Raw genomic sequence first — 14,418 nt, forward strand, 5'->3', positions numbered from 1 at the left:
CCACCTGAGACGCGCTCAGACCAGGTCTACGGACAGCGCGAGCGCCCGCTTGACGACGGCGGCCAGCTCCTCGGCCTCGTGCCGCGCCTGAGCCTCGTCGGCGGCTTCCACCATGACGCGCACCACGGGCTCGGTCCCGGAGGGCCGCAGCAGGACTCGGCCGGTGGCACCGAGACGGGCTTCGGCGTCGGCCACGGCGGCTTGGACCTCGGCGTCAGCACCGGTCCGGGTCTTGTCCACGTCCTTCACGTTGATCAGCACCTGCGGCAGCCGCTGCATCACGCCGGCCAGCTCGGCCAACGACTTGCCCGTGGCAGCCAGACGGGCGCCCAACTGCAGCCCGGTCAGCACGCCGTCGCCGGTGGTGGCGTGGTCGGCGAAGATCACGTGCCCGGACTGTTCACCACCCAGGGAGTACTCCCCGTGCTTCATGCCGGCCAGCACGTAACGGTCACCGACCTTGGTCTCCACCACGCGCACGCCTTCGCGTTCCATGGCCAGCTTGAGCCCCAGGTTGCTCATCACCGTCACCACGAGGGTGTCGTCCTTGAGCTGCCCGGTCTCTTTGAGGGCCACCGCCAGGATGCCCATGATCTGGTCGCCGTCCACGACGATCCCGGAGGAATCCACGGCCAGGCACCGGTCGGCGTCGCCGTCATGAGCGATGCCGAAGTCCGCGCCGTTCTCGAGGACGGCCTCCTGCAGCTTCTCCAGGTGGGTGGAGCCGAACCCGTCATTGATGTTGATGCCGTCAGGATCTGCGCCAATGACCACGACGTCGGCCCCGGCCGCCGCGAAGACCTCCGGCGAGCAGCCGGCCGCGGCACCATGGGCGCAATCCAGGACGACTTTGAGCCCATCGAGGCGGTGCGGAAGGGTTTGCAGCAGGTGCAGGACGTAGCGGTCCTCAGCATCGGCGAAACGCTGGATGCGGCCGACCTCGGCACCCGTGGGACGGGTCGGCTCCTCGGCCATCTGCTCCTCGATGGCATCTTCCTGCTCATCGGTCAGCTTCTCTCCGCCGCGAGCCAGGAACTTGATGCCGTTGTCCGGGGCCGGGTTGTGCGAAGCGGAGATCATCACGCCGAAGTCGGCATCCAGGTCGTCCACCAGGAAGGCGGCCGCAGGGGTCGGCAGCACGCCGGCGTCCTGAACGTCCACGCCCGAACTGGCCAGTCCCGCCAGCACCGCCGCATTGAGGAACTCCCCGCTGATGCGGGGATCGCGGGCCACCACGGCCACCGGGCGACGCCCACCCGTTTCACGGTGGCCGAGCACCACGGCGGCCGCCTGGGCCAGCTGAATTGAGAGTTCGACGGTCAGTGTTCCGTTGGCCAAGCCACGAACGCCGTCGGTTCCGAATAGTCTGCTCATCACAGTGGATTCTATGCGCACTGGATGGGCACTGCCGGGAGGACAGGACAGGGACGGGCCGCACCTCGCCGAACGGCCACGTCATCGGCGGGTTGGCGCGCCCGTCCCTGTGTCGCGATCAGATGATCTCGCGGTCCTCCATCTGGGCGATCCCGGGGTTACCGTTCTCCACCCAGCCCACGGCGCGCGTGTGGATCGAGGCGCCGGGCTCGGTGACGTAGGGCATCACCAGGTACTCGGTGCGCCAGGTCTCCGGCGTCACCACGCACCGCTGGTACCCGCGGCGTTGGTTGTAGAACTTGATGTGCGGGTTCTCGGCCAGGCGCTGACGCCCACGGTTGTTGATGTCCACGCCGTCTCCCCCGGAGGAGATCGAGGTGCCCAGGAACTCGGCGCCCACCAGCGGCGAGTCCTCCTCCTTGAAGCGCGGCTTCAGGTCCGAGGCGATGTTGACGTGGGCATCGCCGGAGATGGCGACCATGTTGCGGATATCGCGCTCGTGGATGGCATCGAAGAGCTCGGCGCGGGAGTAGGCGTAGCCGTCCCAGTTGTCGTTCGGGTACGTCTCCCCCGGACCCACGATGTCGTCCGACTCGGTCATCTTGGACTGCTGAGCCAACACGTTCCAGTGGGCCGTGGACTCGGTCATCCCGTCGATCAGCCACTTCTCCTGCCGGTCCCCCAACAGCGTGCGCGAAGGGTCCCAGCGGAGTTCATTGTTGTTCTCCTGGTTCTGGTAGCTGCGGTACTGGCGCGTGTCCAGAACGTGGAAGTCGGCGAGTTGACCGTACTTGATACGCCGGAACAACTGCATGTCCGGTCCGGCCGGAACGGAGCTGCGCCGCAGTGGGAGGTTCTCGTAGTAGGCCTGGAAGGCGAACGCACGGCGCTGCAGGAAGACCGCCGGGTCCTGGTCGGCCTCATTGTCCGGCTGGGAGCGGTCCGCAGCCCAGTTGTTCTCCACCTCGTGGTCATCCGGAACCACGACGAAGGCCACCGAGGCGTGCGCGGCCTGCAGGTCGGCGTCGGACTTGTACTGCCCGTAGCGGATCCGGTAGTCGGTCAGCGACTGGATCTCATGGTCGGGCAGATGCGGACGGCCGACCTTTCCGGCGGCACCGCCCTCGTAGATGTAGTCACCCAGGTGGAACGCCACGGCGAGGTCGTCCTCAGACATGTGCCGTAGGGCCGTGAAGTAGCCGGCCGAGTACGCCTGGCAGCTGGTGAACGCGAAGGCCAGGGAGTTCAGCTGGGCGTCCAGCGCCGGGGCGGTGCGGGTCCGTCCCACGGGGCTGATCTCTCCACCCACGCGGAAGCGGTACCAGTACTCGCGGTCCGGCAGCAGCCCGTCCACCTCGACGTGCACCGAGTGCGCCAGTTCCGGCTTCGCATGGGCCACTCCGCGCTGCACGATGGCGTGCGGACCGAAGGAGTCGTCCTTCGAGATCTCCCACTTCACGGGGATCTGACGGTGCGGCTGGTGCACGCCGCCGAGGCCGTCCGCGGCGATGGGGTCGGGAGCGATGCGGGTCCAGAGGACCACGCCACCGGGCAGCGGATCGCCGGAGGCGACGCCCAGACCGAACGGGTTGGACTGAAAGCTGGGCGTGGCCCACGCAGGCTGGCTGGAGGCGGCGACGGTGGCTCCGAGGGCGCCGGCTCCGGCCAGGCCGAGGAACCCACGGCGGCCAATGCCGACACGAGAGGACGAGGACATGAATACTCCTAGTGGTCTGGCGAATACGCAGGAGGACCACACGTTCCGTCCCCCCAGAACGCTGTCAATCTAGGCACTGTGTCCTTCCACACACCGAACGGAACGTCACGACGAGGTGAATGGCAGCCGTCCAGTCGCTACGAATTCGGCCGCGCCCAGCCCATCGTGTACACCCTCGCGAGGCGTTGTTGGAGACCGGCTGTCAGGACCGTCCGGAAAACGGTGTCCCGCCCCCAGCAGACGGTGGCCGGCCAGGGCCGTCCCAGGAGCATGTTGAGCTCGGCCTGTCGAGCCGCAAACCGCGCTGCCCGACGTCGGCCGCGGTCGAAACGCTCCAGCGCTGCGGTGACGCCGGGGTCCAGGGCGCTGCGGGTGTGGCCGGACTCGGCGCCGACGTCGGGGCCGGAGTGCCGCACGCATCGCTGAATCAGTGGAGCGACGGCGAGCGCGTCCAGCCAGCCCAGTGTCATGCCCTGACCGCCGATAGGGCTGATCGAATGGGCGGCGTCACCGACGAGGATGACCCGGTCGGACACCATCCGCCGCGCCAGCAGACGCTGCACTCTGAAGGCGCTGACCATGGTGGCCGTCTCCGCTCGTGGCGGATCGAGCAGCGCCGACGCGGGCAACCGCGCTTCGATCAGCTCGACCAGGCCGTCGGCGCTCTCCTCGCGGCGTGCTCTACTGGTGTGCGCAACCCAGCGTCGTTGGCCGTTCGAGAGGGGAAAGGACTCGACGACGCCGTCCCGGTGCAGATGGATGGCCGCCACTCGATCTGCACCGGCTGCTCCATCAGCATCATCGGCGAAGTCGCCCATCAGATAACAGTCACCCCAGTCGCGCCGCTCGACGCCGATGCCCGCCAGCTCGCGGATGCGACTGCGCGTGCCGTCAGCCCCCACCACGACGTCGGCCTCCCACTCCGCGGTGTCTCCCGCGGTGTCTCCCGCGGTGTCTCCCGCGGTGTCTCCCGTGACCCGCGCGGTGACCCGGACCGGGCCGGCGTCGGGAAGAGGTGTGGGAGGGGGCGTGGAAGGGGGTGTGGAAGGGTCGCTCTGACCGCCGTGGCCCTGCAGATCCACGACCTCGACGCCCCGATGCACAACCCCGGGAGCCAACTCCTCCAGGTGTCCGGCCAGCAACTTCTCGGTGCGCGACTGCGGCAGGGTCAGGACGAACGGTCGCCGGGGATGCGCGCGTTCGAAGGTGATCTCGCCCAGGAACCGGCTGTCGCCGTAGCCCACGCCCCGGCGGACCGTGACACCTTCCGCCACTGCCCTCTCATCCAGTTCGAGGGCGGCGAGTGCGTCGAGCGCTGGCGGGTGCAGGCCAATGGCCCGTGAATGCTCCGGCGGGTTCTCGCGTCGCTCCAGCACCGCAACGTCAACGCCGCGTGACACCAACAGTCCCGCCAAGAACAGCCCCACCGGTCCGGCGCCGACGATGAGGACCTCGGTGCGCCGCGGCCGATCAGCCACGATCGCTGCCACGGTCTTCTTCACGGTCGTCGTCACGGTCGTCGTCGCCGAAACTCTGGCCGTCGGCATCCCAGACCGCGAGATTCCGCCACGGAGGCTGCGTCCGGACGGTCCACCCCGGGCGCAGCACGGCCGAAAGTTCGTCGGGGGTGTAGCTGCGGCGGATCGAAGCCAGCCCGTCCTCACGGATGAACGAGCCGGGAAACAGGGGCGTCGCCAGCCCGGCTCCGGCAGAGAACAGCAGGTAGGCCGCAGTACTCCGGCGGATGTCGCTGTGGATCACACGCTGACGGGCCAGGGCCTCCGAATCTGCGAGCAGCCCCTGGAACTGTTCCGGGTCGAGGTGGTGGAGCAGGTGGTTGGAGAGCACAACGTCGAACCGCTGCCCCTCCGCGACGAGGTCCCCGCTGGTCGCTCGCCTGAATTCCAGTCCCGGCACCCCGGGCTGCGCGCTCGCCCAGTCGTGCGCCCGCGCGTCGGGATCCACGGCCGTGAGGTGTACGCGGTAGCCGTCCGCCCGGGCCCGACGCATCAGCGCCCGGGGCACGTCCCCGCCGCCGGAGCCGATATCGAGAATGGTGGTCGGCCGGCTCTCACCGGATTCGCCGTTCTTGTTCGCCTCCAACAACGGACGCAGCAAGGACCGATACGTCAGTTGCCACCCGGCGACCACCGAATTGACCACACCGAAACCCCGGTAGGTGCGGTACAGGGCGTCCAGGTCGCAGTCGGGATGGTCCATCTGCTCCACAGCGTCGGCCCGACGGGCGCGTAGGTCCGGCACCAGCCCGCTGATCCGGTTCGGTCTCCTCATCTCCGGCGCTTTATCCTCGGCGCGTCATCAGGGCCGATTCCACGGTCAGTCCTGGACCGAAAGCCATCGCGCAGACCCGGTCGCCGTCGTGCCCCGGCCCCTCCAGAATCTGCTTCAACACGAAGAGCACCGTGGCGCTGGACATGTTCCCGTAGTCCCGCAGAGTGTTCCGGGCCGGTGCCAATTGCGCCTCGGTGAGCTCGAGCCGGGCCTCGACCTTGTCCAGGATGCTGCGTCCGCCCGGGTGGATGGCCCAGTGCTCCAGCTCCGCATAAGGTCGCGCGGCGAGTTCGGGTTCGGGCGCCAGCAGGGGTTCCAAGGCGCCGGTGATGTGGTCGTCGATGATGTGTGGGACATAGGTGCCCAGGATCATCTCGAAACCGTGATCGCCGATGTTCCACGCCATCGCTTCCTCCCCCACCGGCGTCAGCACCGTGGCGAAGTTGTCCAGCTGCAGGGCTGGCCCCGTGGAGGCCTCTGAGTGCTGAGCGCCCGTCACCACCGCCGCCCCGGCGCCGTCCGAGAACAAGGACGAGCCGACAATGGTGTCGTGATCATTGCCCACGCGCACGTGCACCGTGCACAGCTCGGCGCTGACCACCAACACGACGGCGGCCGGATCCGCCTCGCAGATCGCCGCCGCCTCGCGCAGGGCCGGGATGGCGGCGTAACAGCCCATGAATCCGAAGTGCGCGCGCTTGGCGGTGGCGGGCAGTCCGAGCCGACGGACCAGCTGATAGTCCGGGCCCGGCGAGTAGAACCCGGTGCAGGAGACGGTGATCACGTGCGTGACATCTTCCGGGGCCAGATCGGGGCACGCGGCCAATGCCCCCTCGGCCGCCTCGACGTAGAGGTCCGTGGCGTGCTCCGTGAAGACCGCGTTGCGCGTTCCGGTGCTGGGGTTGAGGATGTGCCCGGTCTCCGGGTCGAAGAAGGTGCCGGTGCCGGCGTCGTCGGCTGTGTTCACGCCGCCGGTGCTCTCGCCGCCGGCGGTGTTTTCGCCGCCGCTCGCCCGGGCGCCCCGGCCGCCGTCGCGCCATTCCTCCACCACGGTGTGGCGCCGTTCGATGCCCGAGGCATTGAAACTGGCGTTCACCAGCCGGGTGCCGAGCCGGTTGAGCCCCGGCTGGGCGGCCAGCACGTCACGGACCTGATCCTGATACAGCACGGTGGAGGGAACGGCGGTGTGCAGCGATCTCAGTAGCGCGAGCATGCCTCATTGTGGGGTGCTGGCGCCTGCGGGCACAACGGTCTCCGTCTCGTCGAATCGCTCCAGGTCGTGATTGAGCCCGGCATAGACCTCGGGGCGCTTGTTCCGCAGATAGACGGCCCACAGCAAACCGCCCACCAGCGCGGCCAACAGCAGCAGCGGCAATGCGGTGATCACCGGGGCCTCCGAGCCGGCGAGCACGGGGAAGTTGACGATGGCCAGCACCACGATCACGGCCAGACCGAGGAATCCCAGCCCGGGCGCGACCAAGGTCGAGAACCAGCGCGAGTCCCGACTACGGCGGAAGTGCACCACGATCGCCAGCGCCGCCAACAGCTGCAGGGTGATGATGCCCAGCGTGCCGAAACCGGTCATGCTCGGCACCAGTGAGGTGATCGGGTCCAACCCGGCCAGGGCGAACAGCCCCGCGACGATGGTGGCGAAGATGAACTGGGCCATCGACGCTGCCTGCGGCACGCCGCTGGCGCGGGTTCGGCTCAGGCGGCGCGGCAGGATGCTGGCCCGGCTCAGGGAGTAGATGTAGCGAGTCGCCGAGTTGTGCAGGGCCATCAGGGCCGCGAAGAGGCTGATCAGCAGGAGGACCATCATCACGGTGGTCAACGGTCCGCCGAGATACTGGCTGGACAGGGCGAAGACGAGGTCGCCGGCGTCGAGATGCTCCAACGCGGTCTGCTGAGCCTGCGCGGCGCCGGTGGCGCTGACGATCGCCCACGTGGTGAAGGCGGCGAAGGCACCGATGAAGCCGATGGCCACGAAGGTGGCTCGGGGGATGGTGCGCCGGGGATCGCGCGCCTCTTCGCTGAACAGCCCGGTGGCCTCCACTCCGACGAAGGCGTTGGCGGCGAAGAGGAAGCCGATGCCCACGGCCCCGGTCAGCATGATCTCGGGGTTGAAGACCTGGAAGGTGAAGCCGGTGGTGATCAGGACCGCCACATCGAAGATCAACAGGATCGCGACTTCGCAGACCAGAGCGATCCCCAGGATCCGCGCGCTGAACTCGATGCCCTGGCGGCTCAAGAGGAATGCCGCCACCACACAGATCAGGGACCACAGGTACCAGTGCAGGTCCAGTCCCGTGAGGTCGGCGATGACGGATTGCGCGAAGAACCCGATGGTGCCGACCGCGCCGGCCACGAAGAAGTTGTATCCGATCATGGCCACCAGCCCGGTGACCAGGGCAGCCGGCCGGCCCAGGCCGCGCAGCACGAAGGCATAGAAGCCGCCGGCGTTGACCAGTTCACGGGACATGCGTGCGTAGCCGGTGCCGAACAGCAGCAGAATCACGGTCACCGCGAGGAACGAGGCGACCATGCCGCCACCGTTGCCCAGGGCGATGCCGATGGCGGTGACGACGATGATGCCCGTCAGCGGGGCGACCGCTGCCAGGACCAGGAAGGCGATCCCGAAGACCCCGAGGGAGTCCTTGGACAGAGAGTCATCAGAGGAGGTGTGCAAACTCATGGTGGTTGGTCTTTTCTGTTTTCGGGGCTGTTTTCAGGCGAGTTGTCAGGGCCGGCGTTAGGCCGGGAAGGAGGATTTGCCGGTGTATCCGAAGTCGGACAGCAGGTTGACGCCGTTGATGGCGCGGGATCGGCTGGAGGTCAGATAGGCGACGGACCACGCGATGTCGGCGGGGTCTTGGACGGGGTAGGGCTCGTCCTCGAAGGACTCCACACCCAACCCACGCCGGGCCATCGGGGTGTCCACAATGGACGGACAGACGCTGTTCACCCGGACACCGTGGGTCTCGAACAGTTCCACGGCCAGGGCCCGTGTGAGCTGCACGAGCGCTCCCTTGGCGGCGTTGTAGGCGAGCATGCCCGGCACGGAAACGAAGCCCGAATCCGAGCCGACGATCACCGCGCTGCCGTGCGCCGACTCGTGCAGGTGCGGCAGGGCCTGCTGGATGGCCAGGAAGCTGCCGACCACGTTCACGCCCAGGACCTCGCGGAAGGACGGCGCCGTCACCTCGGGGACCGCTGCCCCCATCTCACCCTCGATGCCGGCCGCGGTGATCACCGCGTCGATACCGCCGAGTTGGCCAGCCAGCGCGTCGATCGCGGGGCCGATCTCGTCGTCATTCCCGACGTCGGCCTGGGCCTCGAAGACCCTGTCCTGGCCGTCCTGCGGGGCCTGCTGCGCCAGTTCGGTGGCCGCTGCGTGCAGTCTCCCGCTGTCCCGGCCGATGATCCCGACGTTGGCCCCGTGGGAGAGGAACAACCGCGCCGTGGCCAGGCCGATCCCCGAGGAGCCACCGGTGATGACAACTCGCCGCGGCAGACCGAGTCCAGAATCGAGTTCGCTCTCCATGTCCTCTCCTCTGGGTTCGTTGGGGTTCGTTGGGGTTGGGCTGGGTTGCCCTGGGGTCGACTGGATTGGTCCGGGTCCGTCCGGATGCACGCGTCCGGCCTCCGGCAGCCGAAGTTCCAGTGAGAGTACTCACAGTCCGTGCGGAATTGAGATGGCGGTCCGGTGACTAGACTCGCGTTCTAGTTAATGGATCACAGTTCCGGAGCCCACGCGGTCAATGCCAGTCTTGGGCGCAGTCCAGTGCACTGCCGGGCAGCGCGGTGAAGTGCGACGCAGCACAGCTGCAGTGCAATACGAGGAGCCCACGCGGCTCGAGGATGAAAGGGATCCGATGGCTGAAATCTCGCGGGACGTGGCGCTCTACCTGGCGCTGCAGTCGCTGCCCGCCTTCGGGCTGGAGGCTCAGGCTCAGATCGAGTTCGTGAAACACAGGGAGAATGTGGTGTTCCGCGCCGAAGATGGCTCTGGTGCCTACGCCCTGCGTATCCACCGTCGTGGTCACCGCACCGATGCAGAGGTGCACACGGAGAACGCCTTTATGGAGGCGATGCGCGCGGAAGGCCTACCGGTCTCCGAGGTGATGCGGACCGTCTCCGGCGACCTGTTCACCTCGGTGGCGGACAGCGAAGGCCGGAGCTATCACGTGGACGTGCAGCGGTGGGTGACTGATTCGGCTCCATTGGGAGACGCCGGAGCAGCGTGGCTGGGCGGTGAGAGCCCGGAGCCGGAGCACTTCGAGCAATTGGGCGATCTGTGCGGCAGGTTCCAACAGGCCTCGGCCCGGTTGGGTCGGATCCCGGGCTATTCTCGCCGGGCCTGGGACCTGGATGGCCTCGTCGGGGAACAGCCCCTGTGGGGAGACCCTCGGCGTCTGGCGCAGTCGGCAGACGACCGGAAGGCGATCGACACGGCGCTGGCGGTGATCCGCGAACAACTGCAGCGCGTGGGAACCTCCCCGGAGGTCTACGGCGTCATCCACGCCGACTTCACCCCGGACAACGTCCTCATCTCTCCCCGCGGCCTGACGATGATCGACTTCGACGACTTCGGTGAGGGCTGGTGGCTCTTCGACCTGGCCACCGTACTGTTCTGGTATCAGCGCCATCCACGCGCGGAGGAGTATCGCTCGGCTCTACTGCAGGGGTACGAGCGGCATCTGCGGATACCTCAGCAGGGCCACCACATGCTGGAGGCGCTCGTCCTGGCTCGGGGGCTGACGTACTTGGGGTGGGCGGCCGACCGGCCCAATGACGAGACCAGTGCATTCCTGCGCGCAGAGGTACTGCCGGTGCTCGTGCAGAACTGTCGCGCTTTCGTGGACGCGCAACCCGACGAGACCCAAGACACAACAGACGACGCCACAGAAGACACAGAAAGTGAGCTGTCACGATGACCGAGAACTCCGAGATGACACCACAGGACCGGCGCTTGCTGGAGCGGCGAGGACAGACCATCGGTCCGTACTCCCCCTTGTTCTACAACCGGCCCCGGCACTTCGTCTCCGGCGACGGCGTCTGGCTGACCGACGTCGAGGGCCGGCGCTACCTCGACGGGTACAACAATGTTCCCCAGGTGGGGCACTCGAACCCGCGGGTGGCCGAGGCGGTGTACGCCCAAATGTCCACCTACAACGTGCACACCCGGTATCTCAGCGAGCACGTGGTGGACTACGCGGAGCAGTTGCTGGCCACTTTCGATGACCGTTTGGATCGGGTGTACTTCACCAACAGTGGCTCCGAGTCCAACGACTTGGCCTTGCGCATTGCGCGTCATCACACCGGCCGGGACGGGATCATCGTCACGGACCACAGTTACCACGGCAACACCATCTCTCTTGCGGCCCTCACCACGGGACTGGAGGTCTCCGAGCCCTTCGGTGAGCACGTCCGGACCATCTCGGTTCCCGACCTGGATGATTCGGCCGGCACCACCCCGGAGGACCTTCTCGCCAAGGCCCTGGCCGGCGTCGACGCCGCCATTGCCTCACTGCGGGATTCCGGGCACGGTGTGTCGGCTCTGCTGTTCGACCCGTCGTTCTCCACGGAGGGACTGCCACGGCTGCCGGAGCAGTATCTGGCGGGGGTGACCGAGCGAGTCCGAACCGCCGGGGGTTTGGTGATCTCGGATGAGGTCCAAGCAGGATTGGGCCGGCTCGGGGATCACTGGTGGGGACATCAGGCCACCGGGATCGCTCCCGATCTGGTCACCTTGGGCAAGCCGCTCGGCAACGGCTATCCCGTCGGTGGCGTGGTGACCACGCACGAGCTCATGGATGACTTCAGCAGCGCCAACATGTACTTCAACACCTTCGCCGGCACCCCGGCCTCCGCGGCCGCCGGCCGTGCCGTGCTGGCCGAGGTCCGCGACCGGGATCTCGTGGCCCGCTCCGGGGACTTGGGGCGGCACGTCGCCCAGCGTCTTCAGGAGCTGGTGGACCGGCATCCGCAGGCGGCAGCCGCCAAGGGACGGGGATTGTTCTTCGGGCTGTCGTTGATCGACGATCAGGGACAACCGGACCCAGCACTGGCCAAGCGCATCGTCGAGGCGCTCGTGGACCAGGGCATTCTGATCAGCAGGATCGGGCCCCACGAGCATGTGCTCAAGATTCGTCCGCCGCTGGTGATCGAGCAGGGCGAGCTGGATCAGATCATCACCGCGCTGGACGGCGCTTTGCTGGCCGAGTCGGACGTGACCGAGCGAACCGGATGAGCCCAGCCCGAGCGACGACCAACCAGAACTCGGCGTCACCTCGACCACCGGGTGTGACGAGTGCACCGGGTACGGCAAGCGCGACGGGTGACGCTCCGGGCACGACGGGCGCGACGGGTGGCGCGGAGGAGCAGCCGCCGCGTCCCGTGTCGTTGCGCGAGCGTCAGCAGATGCGCACGCGCCATGACCTCATCCAGGCGACCCTGGACGTCATCAGCGCCGTCGGGCTGGAGAACGCCACCGTGGTGCGCATCACCCACCACGCGGGGACTTCCCGGGGCACGCTCTATGCCCATTTTCCGGACGGGCGACCGGAACTCCTCGCCGAGGCCTATCAGGCGGTGGGACGCACCGTGGTCAAGACCGCGGAGGGCTACCGGTCTCACGCCAGCACGTGGATCGATCGTGTCTGCGCCTATCTGCAGGCCATGCTGGACCTCGCCGCCCAACGTGAGATCGGGTTGTTCTACAACATCTCCGGGCCACAGATGGTCGGCATGAGACGGCGCGGCATCGGCTCACAGACCTCACTGGACGCCATCACGGCAGAACTACAGCAGGCTCAAACCGACGGTCACGTCCACGCCGGGCTCGATGTGGAGTCCATTGCCGCCATGCTCGTCGGTGCGATCCGCGAGGCGGGCATCGACGCTTCCCGCGAACCCGCCATTGCGCCTCGCCGGCTCACAGCCTTTCGCCAACTCCTGGAAGCGCTGGGCGCCAACCTGGCCTAGGCCTCGCGATTATGCCAGCATCAGGTCGCCGACCACCTGCTCCTGAATCTTCTCTCCAGTCGGGCGGAATCCGAGTCGCAGGTAGAAGTCTTCAGGCCCGTTCTCATGCTGCACCCACATCACCGTGACCCGCTGCTGCTTTCGGCGGCGGGCCTCAGCGCACACAGCCTCCACGGCGAACCGACCGTAACCTCGTCCCTGCTGGTCTGCCGCGATGTTCAGCCGCCAAATGCCGCACCGGAACGCGTCGAGTGGACTGTCCGGATCAAAACCACCCATCACAAACCCGACCAGCTGATCACCATCGAAGATCAATCGAGGCCACGCGCTCTCACCGTAGGCGTAGGCATCAGCCAAGGACTGGACGACCGGCGCGACAACACCTTCCTGCTCAGGGTGCACCGTCAGTTGACACGCAGCATCAACGTTCTCCGGGGTAACCATCTCGAGCCGAAGTAGTGAAGTCATATCCTGAGACTACGGATCCATGCGGACACCAATGCGGACAGGTGGACGGGGCACACGGCTGAGGAGCTCTTCGCCCCCGAGACCCTGGAACGCGTCAAGGTCTAAGGTGAGCGCCGGCCTTCTGGAGCGCCGGCCCTCTGGAGCGTCACCCTTCTGGAACGGCGATGATCTCGGAGGTGACGGATCCCTCCGCGTTGGGATCACTGCCCAGCAGGCGGACTAGCCCTGCCTGGCGCGGTGTCTGGAAAGACCTTTCCGGTTCTTCGTCCATCTCGGCAAACCTCAACGCGGCGTCCACGGGCATGTGAGTCCACCCACTCGAGCACCTCGGTGACGGACTCAACCTCCGCCAGGGCATGGGCATCGAGGCTCCATGCCCATCCAGGCGCTGGCCGCTGCCAGAAGTTCACACGGTAAACGGGCGAATCGATGACGTTTCGCGGCTCAGCGTGAACAGTGGGGATCTCTCGCATGCGCCCACGCTACGCGGCTCACCGTCCACTCTGACGGCTGCTTATTCGCCCCAGTCGACAACTGCTCGACGTATTGCGGGCAGAACGAACCGGTTCGTTCTGCCCGCAAAGTGGTCTTGAGGGGCGGGCGTAGGCTCATGCTGTGGCTCTCTCCACCGATCCCACCGGTCCCTACCGTCGCATGCCGTTGCAGGCGGCCGGCTCGGTCTCCGTGGACTTCACCAGCGTGGGCATCGGCGAGGCGCTCGAGACGGCCACCCGTTGGTCGGAGCACTCTCATCCGGTCCATGAACTGCTCTGGAACGACGTCGGCTCCTCCACCCTGCGCGTCGGTCCCCGAACGTGGACGGTCACCCCGACGATCGGGCTCTGGCTCCCGGCCGGAACCGTTCACACCGCCGAGGCGCCGGCCGGAACGGTCTATCGCGCCACCTACTTCTCGCTCGACTCCCTCAGCACCACCACCGCTCCCCAGCCGCCGGACGAGCCGTCGTCCGTGCGCATCACGGGGCTGCTGCGCGAATTGCTGAACCGTCTCAGCGATCAGAACCTCGCGCCGACGTCCCGCCGTCTCACAGAGGCCATGGTGCTTGACGTCCTCTCCCCCGCCCCGCACCAGTTCCTCATCCACGAACCGGCCACCCCGTTGCTGCGTCCGATCGCCGACGCCCTGCTCCAGAACCCCGCCGACCCGCGCACCCTCGGCGACTGGGCACGGGAACTGACGGTCAGCGAGCGCACCATCACTCGAGCCTTCCGGGCGGAAACGGGCCTGGGCTTCACGCGCTGGGTCGGAGCCGTCCGGATCCAGCGCGCCACCTCGCTGCTGGCCGACGGCGAATCACTGGAAGACATCGCCGCCGCGATGGGCTACCGCAGCCCGAGCGCCTTCGGAGCCGCGTTCCGACGGCACACCGGCACGACGCCGTCCAGCCTGCGCCGCTGAATCGGTCACCCCACCGGCGCCAGCCCTTCTCCAGCACCGCCACCAGCGACTCCCCCAGCACTGCCCGCAGCACCACCACAGATCGCGCGTGTCCGAAACGCGAGTGAACCCTGCCGTTTGTCGCGATTGCTCATTACGTCACGGCTGTCTACATTATTTAGGCA

At 67.3% G+C, this 14,418-nt stretch carries 13 protein-coding genes; 4 read left to right on the forward strand and 9 right to left on the reverse strand.

Annotated features, from left to right (window positions below; genetic code table 11):
• Positions 1 to 15: 15 nt before the first annotated feature.
• The 7 genes from glmM to ACFQQD_RS01670 all read right to left on the reverse strand — a co-directional run bounded on the left by glmM (position 16) and on the right by ACFQQD_RS01670 (position 8,924).
• Positions 16 to 1,374, reverse strand: a complete 1,359-nt coding sequence (glmM, locus tag ACFQQD_RS01640) for a phosphoglucosamine mutase (RefSeq protein ID WP_378085526.1) — start codon at positions 1,372 to 1,374, stop codon at positions 16 to 18.
• A gap of 118 nt (positions 1,375 to 1,492) precedes the next feature.
• Positions 1,493 to 3,091, reverse strand: a complete 1,599-nt coding sequence (locus tag ACFQQD_RS01645; RefSeq protein ID WP_378085528.1) for an alkaline phosphatase D family protein — start codon at positions 3,089 to 3,091, stop codon at positions 1,493 to 1,495.
• Between the two features lie 137 nt (positions 3,092 to 3,228).
• On the reverse strand, positions 3,229 to 4,605 hold the full coding sequence (locus ACFQQD_RS01650; RefSeq protein ID WP_378085530.1) for an FAD-dependent oxidoreductase: 1,377 nt from the start codon (positions 4,603 to 4,605) through the stop codon (positions 3,229 to 3,231).
• A complete protein-coding gene (locus ACFQQD_RS01655) occupies positions 4,562 to 5,383 on the reverse strand; it encodes a class I SAM-dependent methyltransferase (RefSeq protein ID WP_378085532.1) in 822 nt (273 codons plus the stop codon). The genes ACFQQD_RS01650 and ACFQQD_RS01655 overlap by 44 nt, the downstream gene beginning before the upstream one ends.
• A gap of 10 nt (positions 5,384 to 5,393) precedes the next feature.
• Positions 5,394 to 6,596 (reverse strand): type III polyketide synthase, encoded by a 1,203-nt coding sequence (locus ACFQQD_RS01660; RefSeq protein ID WP_378085534.1) that lies wholly within the window; start codon positions 6,594 to 6,596, stop codon positions 5,394 to 5,396.
• 3 nt (positions 6,597 to 6,599) lie between these two features.
• Positions 6,600 to 8,075: an APC family permease gene (locus ACFQQD_RS01665; protein WP_378085536.1), complete on the reverse strand. Its 1,476-nt coding sequence runs from the start codon at positions 8,073 to 8,075 to the stop codon at positions 6,600 to 6,602.
• A gap of 57 nt (positions 8,076 to 8,132) precedes the next feature.
• The gene (locus tag ACFQQD_RS01670; RefSeq protein ID WP_378085538.1) at positions 8,133 to 8,924 is read right to left on the reverse strand and encodes an SDR family NAD(P)-dependent oxidoreductase; all 792 of its coding nucleotides are present in this window, start codon (positions 8,922 to 8,924) and stop codon (positions 8,133 to 8,135) included.
• A 331-nt stretch (positions 8,925 to 9,255) separates the two neighbouring features.
• On the opposite strand from ACFQQD_RS01670, the gene ACFQQD_RS01675 reads away from it, so the two are divergent.
• The 3 genes from ACFQQD_RS01675 (at position 9,256) to ACFQQD_RS01685 (ending at position 12,367) form a co-directional block, all read left to right on the forward strand.
• On the forward strand, positions 9,256 to 10,317 hold the full coding sequence (locus ACFQQD_RS01675) for a phosphotransferase enzyme family protein (RefSeq protein ID WP_378085540.1): 1,062 nt from the start codon (positions 9,256 to 9,258) through the stop codon (positions 10,315 to 10,317).
• On the forward strand, positions 10,314 to 11,633 hold the full coding sequence (locus ACFQQD_RS01680) for an aspartate aminotransferase family protein (protein ID WP_378085542.1): 1,320 nt from the start codon (positions 10,314 to 10,316) through the stop codon (positions 11,631 to 11,633). The genes ACFQQD_RS01675 and ACFQQD_RS01680 overlap by 4 nt, the downstream gene beginning before the upstream one ends.
• Positions 11,634 to 11,803: 170 nt before the next feature.
• A complete protein-coding gene (locus ACFQQD_RS01685) occupies positions 11,804 to 12,367 on the forward strand; it encodes a TetR/AcrR family transcriptional regulator (RefSeq protein WP_378085544.1) in 564 nt (187 codons plus the stop codon).
• Positions 12,368 to 12,376: 9 nt separating this feature from the next.
• Here ACFQQD_RS01685 and ACFQQD_RS01690 read toward each other — a convergent pair whose 3' ends face one another.
• Entirely contained in the window at positions 12,377 to 12,835 is a 459-nt protein-coding gene (locus tag ACFQQD_RS01690) for a GNAT family N-acetyltransferase (protein ID WP_378085546.1), read from the reverse strand.
• 145 nt (positions 12,836 to 12,980) lie between these two features.
• On the reverse strand, positions 12,981 to 13,139 hold the full coding sequence (locus ACFQQD_RS01695) for a hypothetical protein (protein ID WP_378085548.1): 159 nt from the start codon (positions 13,137 to 13,139) through the stop codon (positions 12,981 to 12,983).
• A 311-nt stretch (positions 13,140 to 13,450) separates the two neighbouring features.
• Here ACFQQD_RS01695 and ACFQQD_RS01700 point away from each other — a divergent pair, with 311 nt between their 5' ends.
• A complete protein-coding gene (locus tag ACFQQD_RS01700) occupies positions 13,451 to 14,254 on the forward strand; it encodes an AraC family transcriptional regulator (RefSeq protein WP_378085550.1) in 804 nt (267 codons plus the stop codon).
• Positions 14,255 to 14,418: the final 164 nt, after the last annotated feature.

It is taken from the genome of Citricoccus sp. GCM10030269, from assembly GCF_042665635.1.
Lineage (GTDB): Bacteria > Actinomycetota > Actinomycetes > Actinomycetales > Micrococcaceae > Citricoccus.

Excerpts from the sequence above, each read along its gene's own strand:
- ACFQQD_RS01665 (WP_378085536.1), bottom strand. The coding sequence starts at position 8,075 with ATGAGTTTGCACACCTCCTCTGATGACTCTCTGTCCAAGGACTCCCTC.
- ACFQQD_RS01660 (WP_378085534.1), bottom strand. The coding sequence starts at position 6,596 with ATGCTCGCGCTACTGAGATCGCTGCACACCGCCGTTCCCTCCACCGTG.
- ACFQQD_RS01695 (WP_378085548.1), bottom strand. The coding sequence starts at position 13,139 with ATGCCCGTGGACGCCGCGTTGAGGTTTGCCGAGATGGACGAAGAACCG.
- ACFQQD_RS01670 (WP_378085538.1), bottom strand. The coding sequence starts at position 8,924 with ATGGAGAGCGAACTCGATTCTGGACTCGGTCTGCCGCGGCGAGTTGTC.
- ACFQQD_RS01655 (WP_378085532.1), bottom strand. The coding sequence starts at position 5,383 with ATGAGGAGACCGAACCGGATCAGCGGGCTGGTGCCGGACCTACGCGCC.
- ACFQQD_RS01685 (WP_378085544.1), top strand. The coding sequence starts at position 11,804 with ATGCGCACGCGCCATGACCTCATCCAGGCGACCCTGGACGTCATCAGC.
- glmM (WP_378085526.1), bottom strand. The coding sequence starts at position 1,374 with ATGAGCAGACTATTCGGAACCGACGGCGTTCGTGGCTTGGCCAACGGA.
- ACFQQD_RS01645 (WP_378085528.1), bottom strand. The coding sequence starts at position 3,091 with ATGTCCTCGTCCTCTCGTGTCGGCATTGGCCGCCGTGGGTTCCTCGGC.
- ACFQQD_RS01690 (WP_378085546.1), bottom strand. The coding sequence starts at position 12,835 with ATGACTTCACTACTTCGGCTCGAGATGGTTACCCCGGAGAACGTTGAT.
- ACFQQD_RS01680 (WP_378085542.1), top strand. The coding sequence starts at position 10,314 with ATGACCGAGAACTCCGAGATGACACCACAGGACCGGCGCTTGCTGGAG.
- ACFQQD_RS01675 (WP_378085540.1), top strand. The coding sequence starts at position 9,256 with ATGGCTGAAATCTCGCGGGACGTGGCGCTCTACCTGGCGCTGCAGTCG.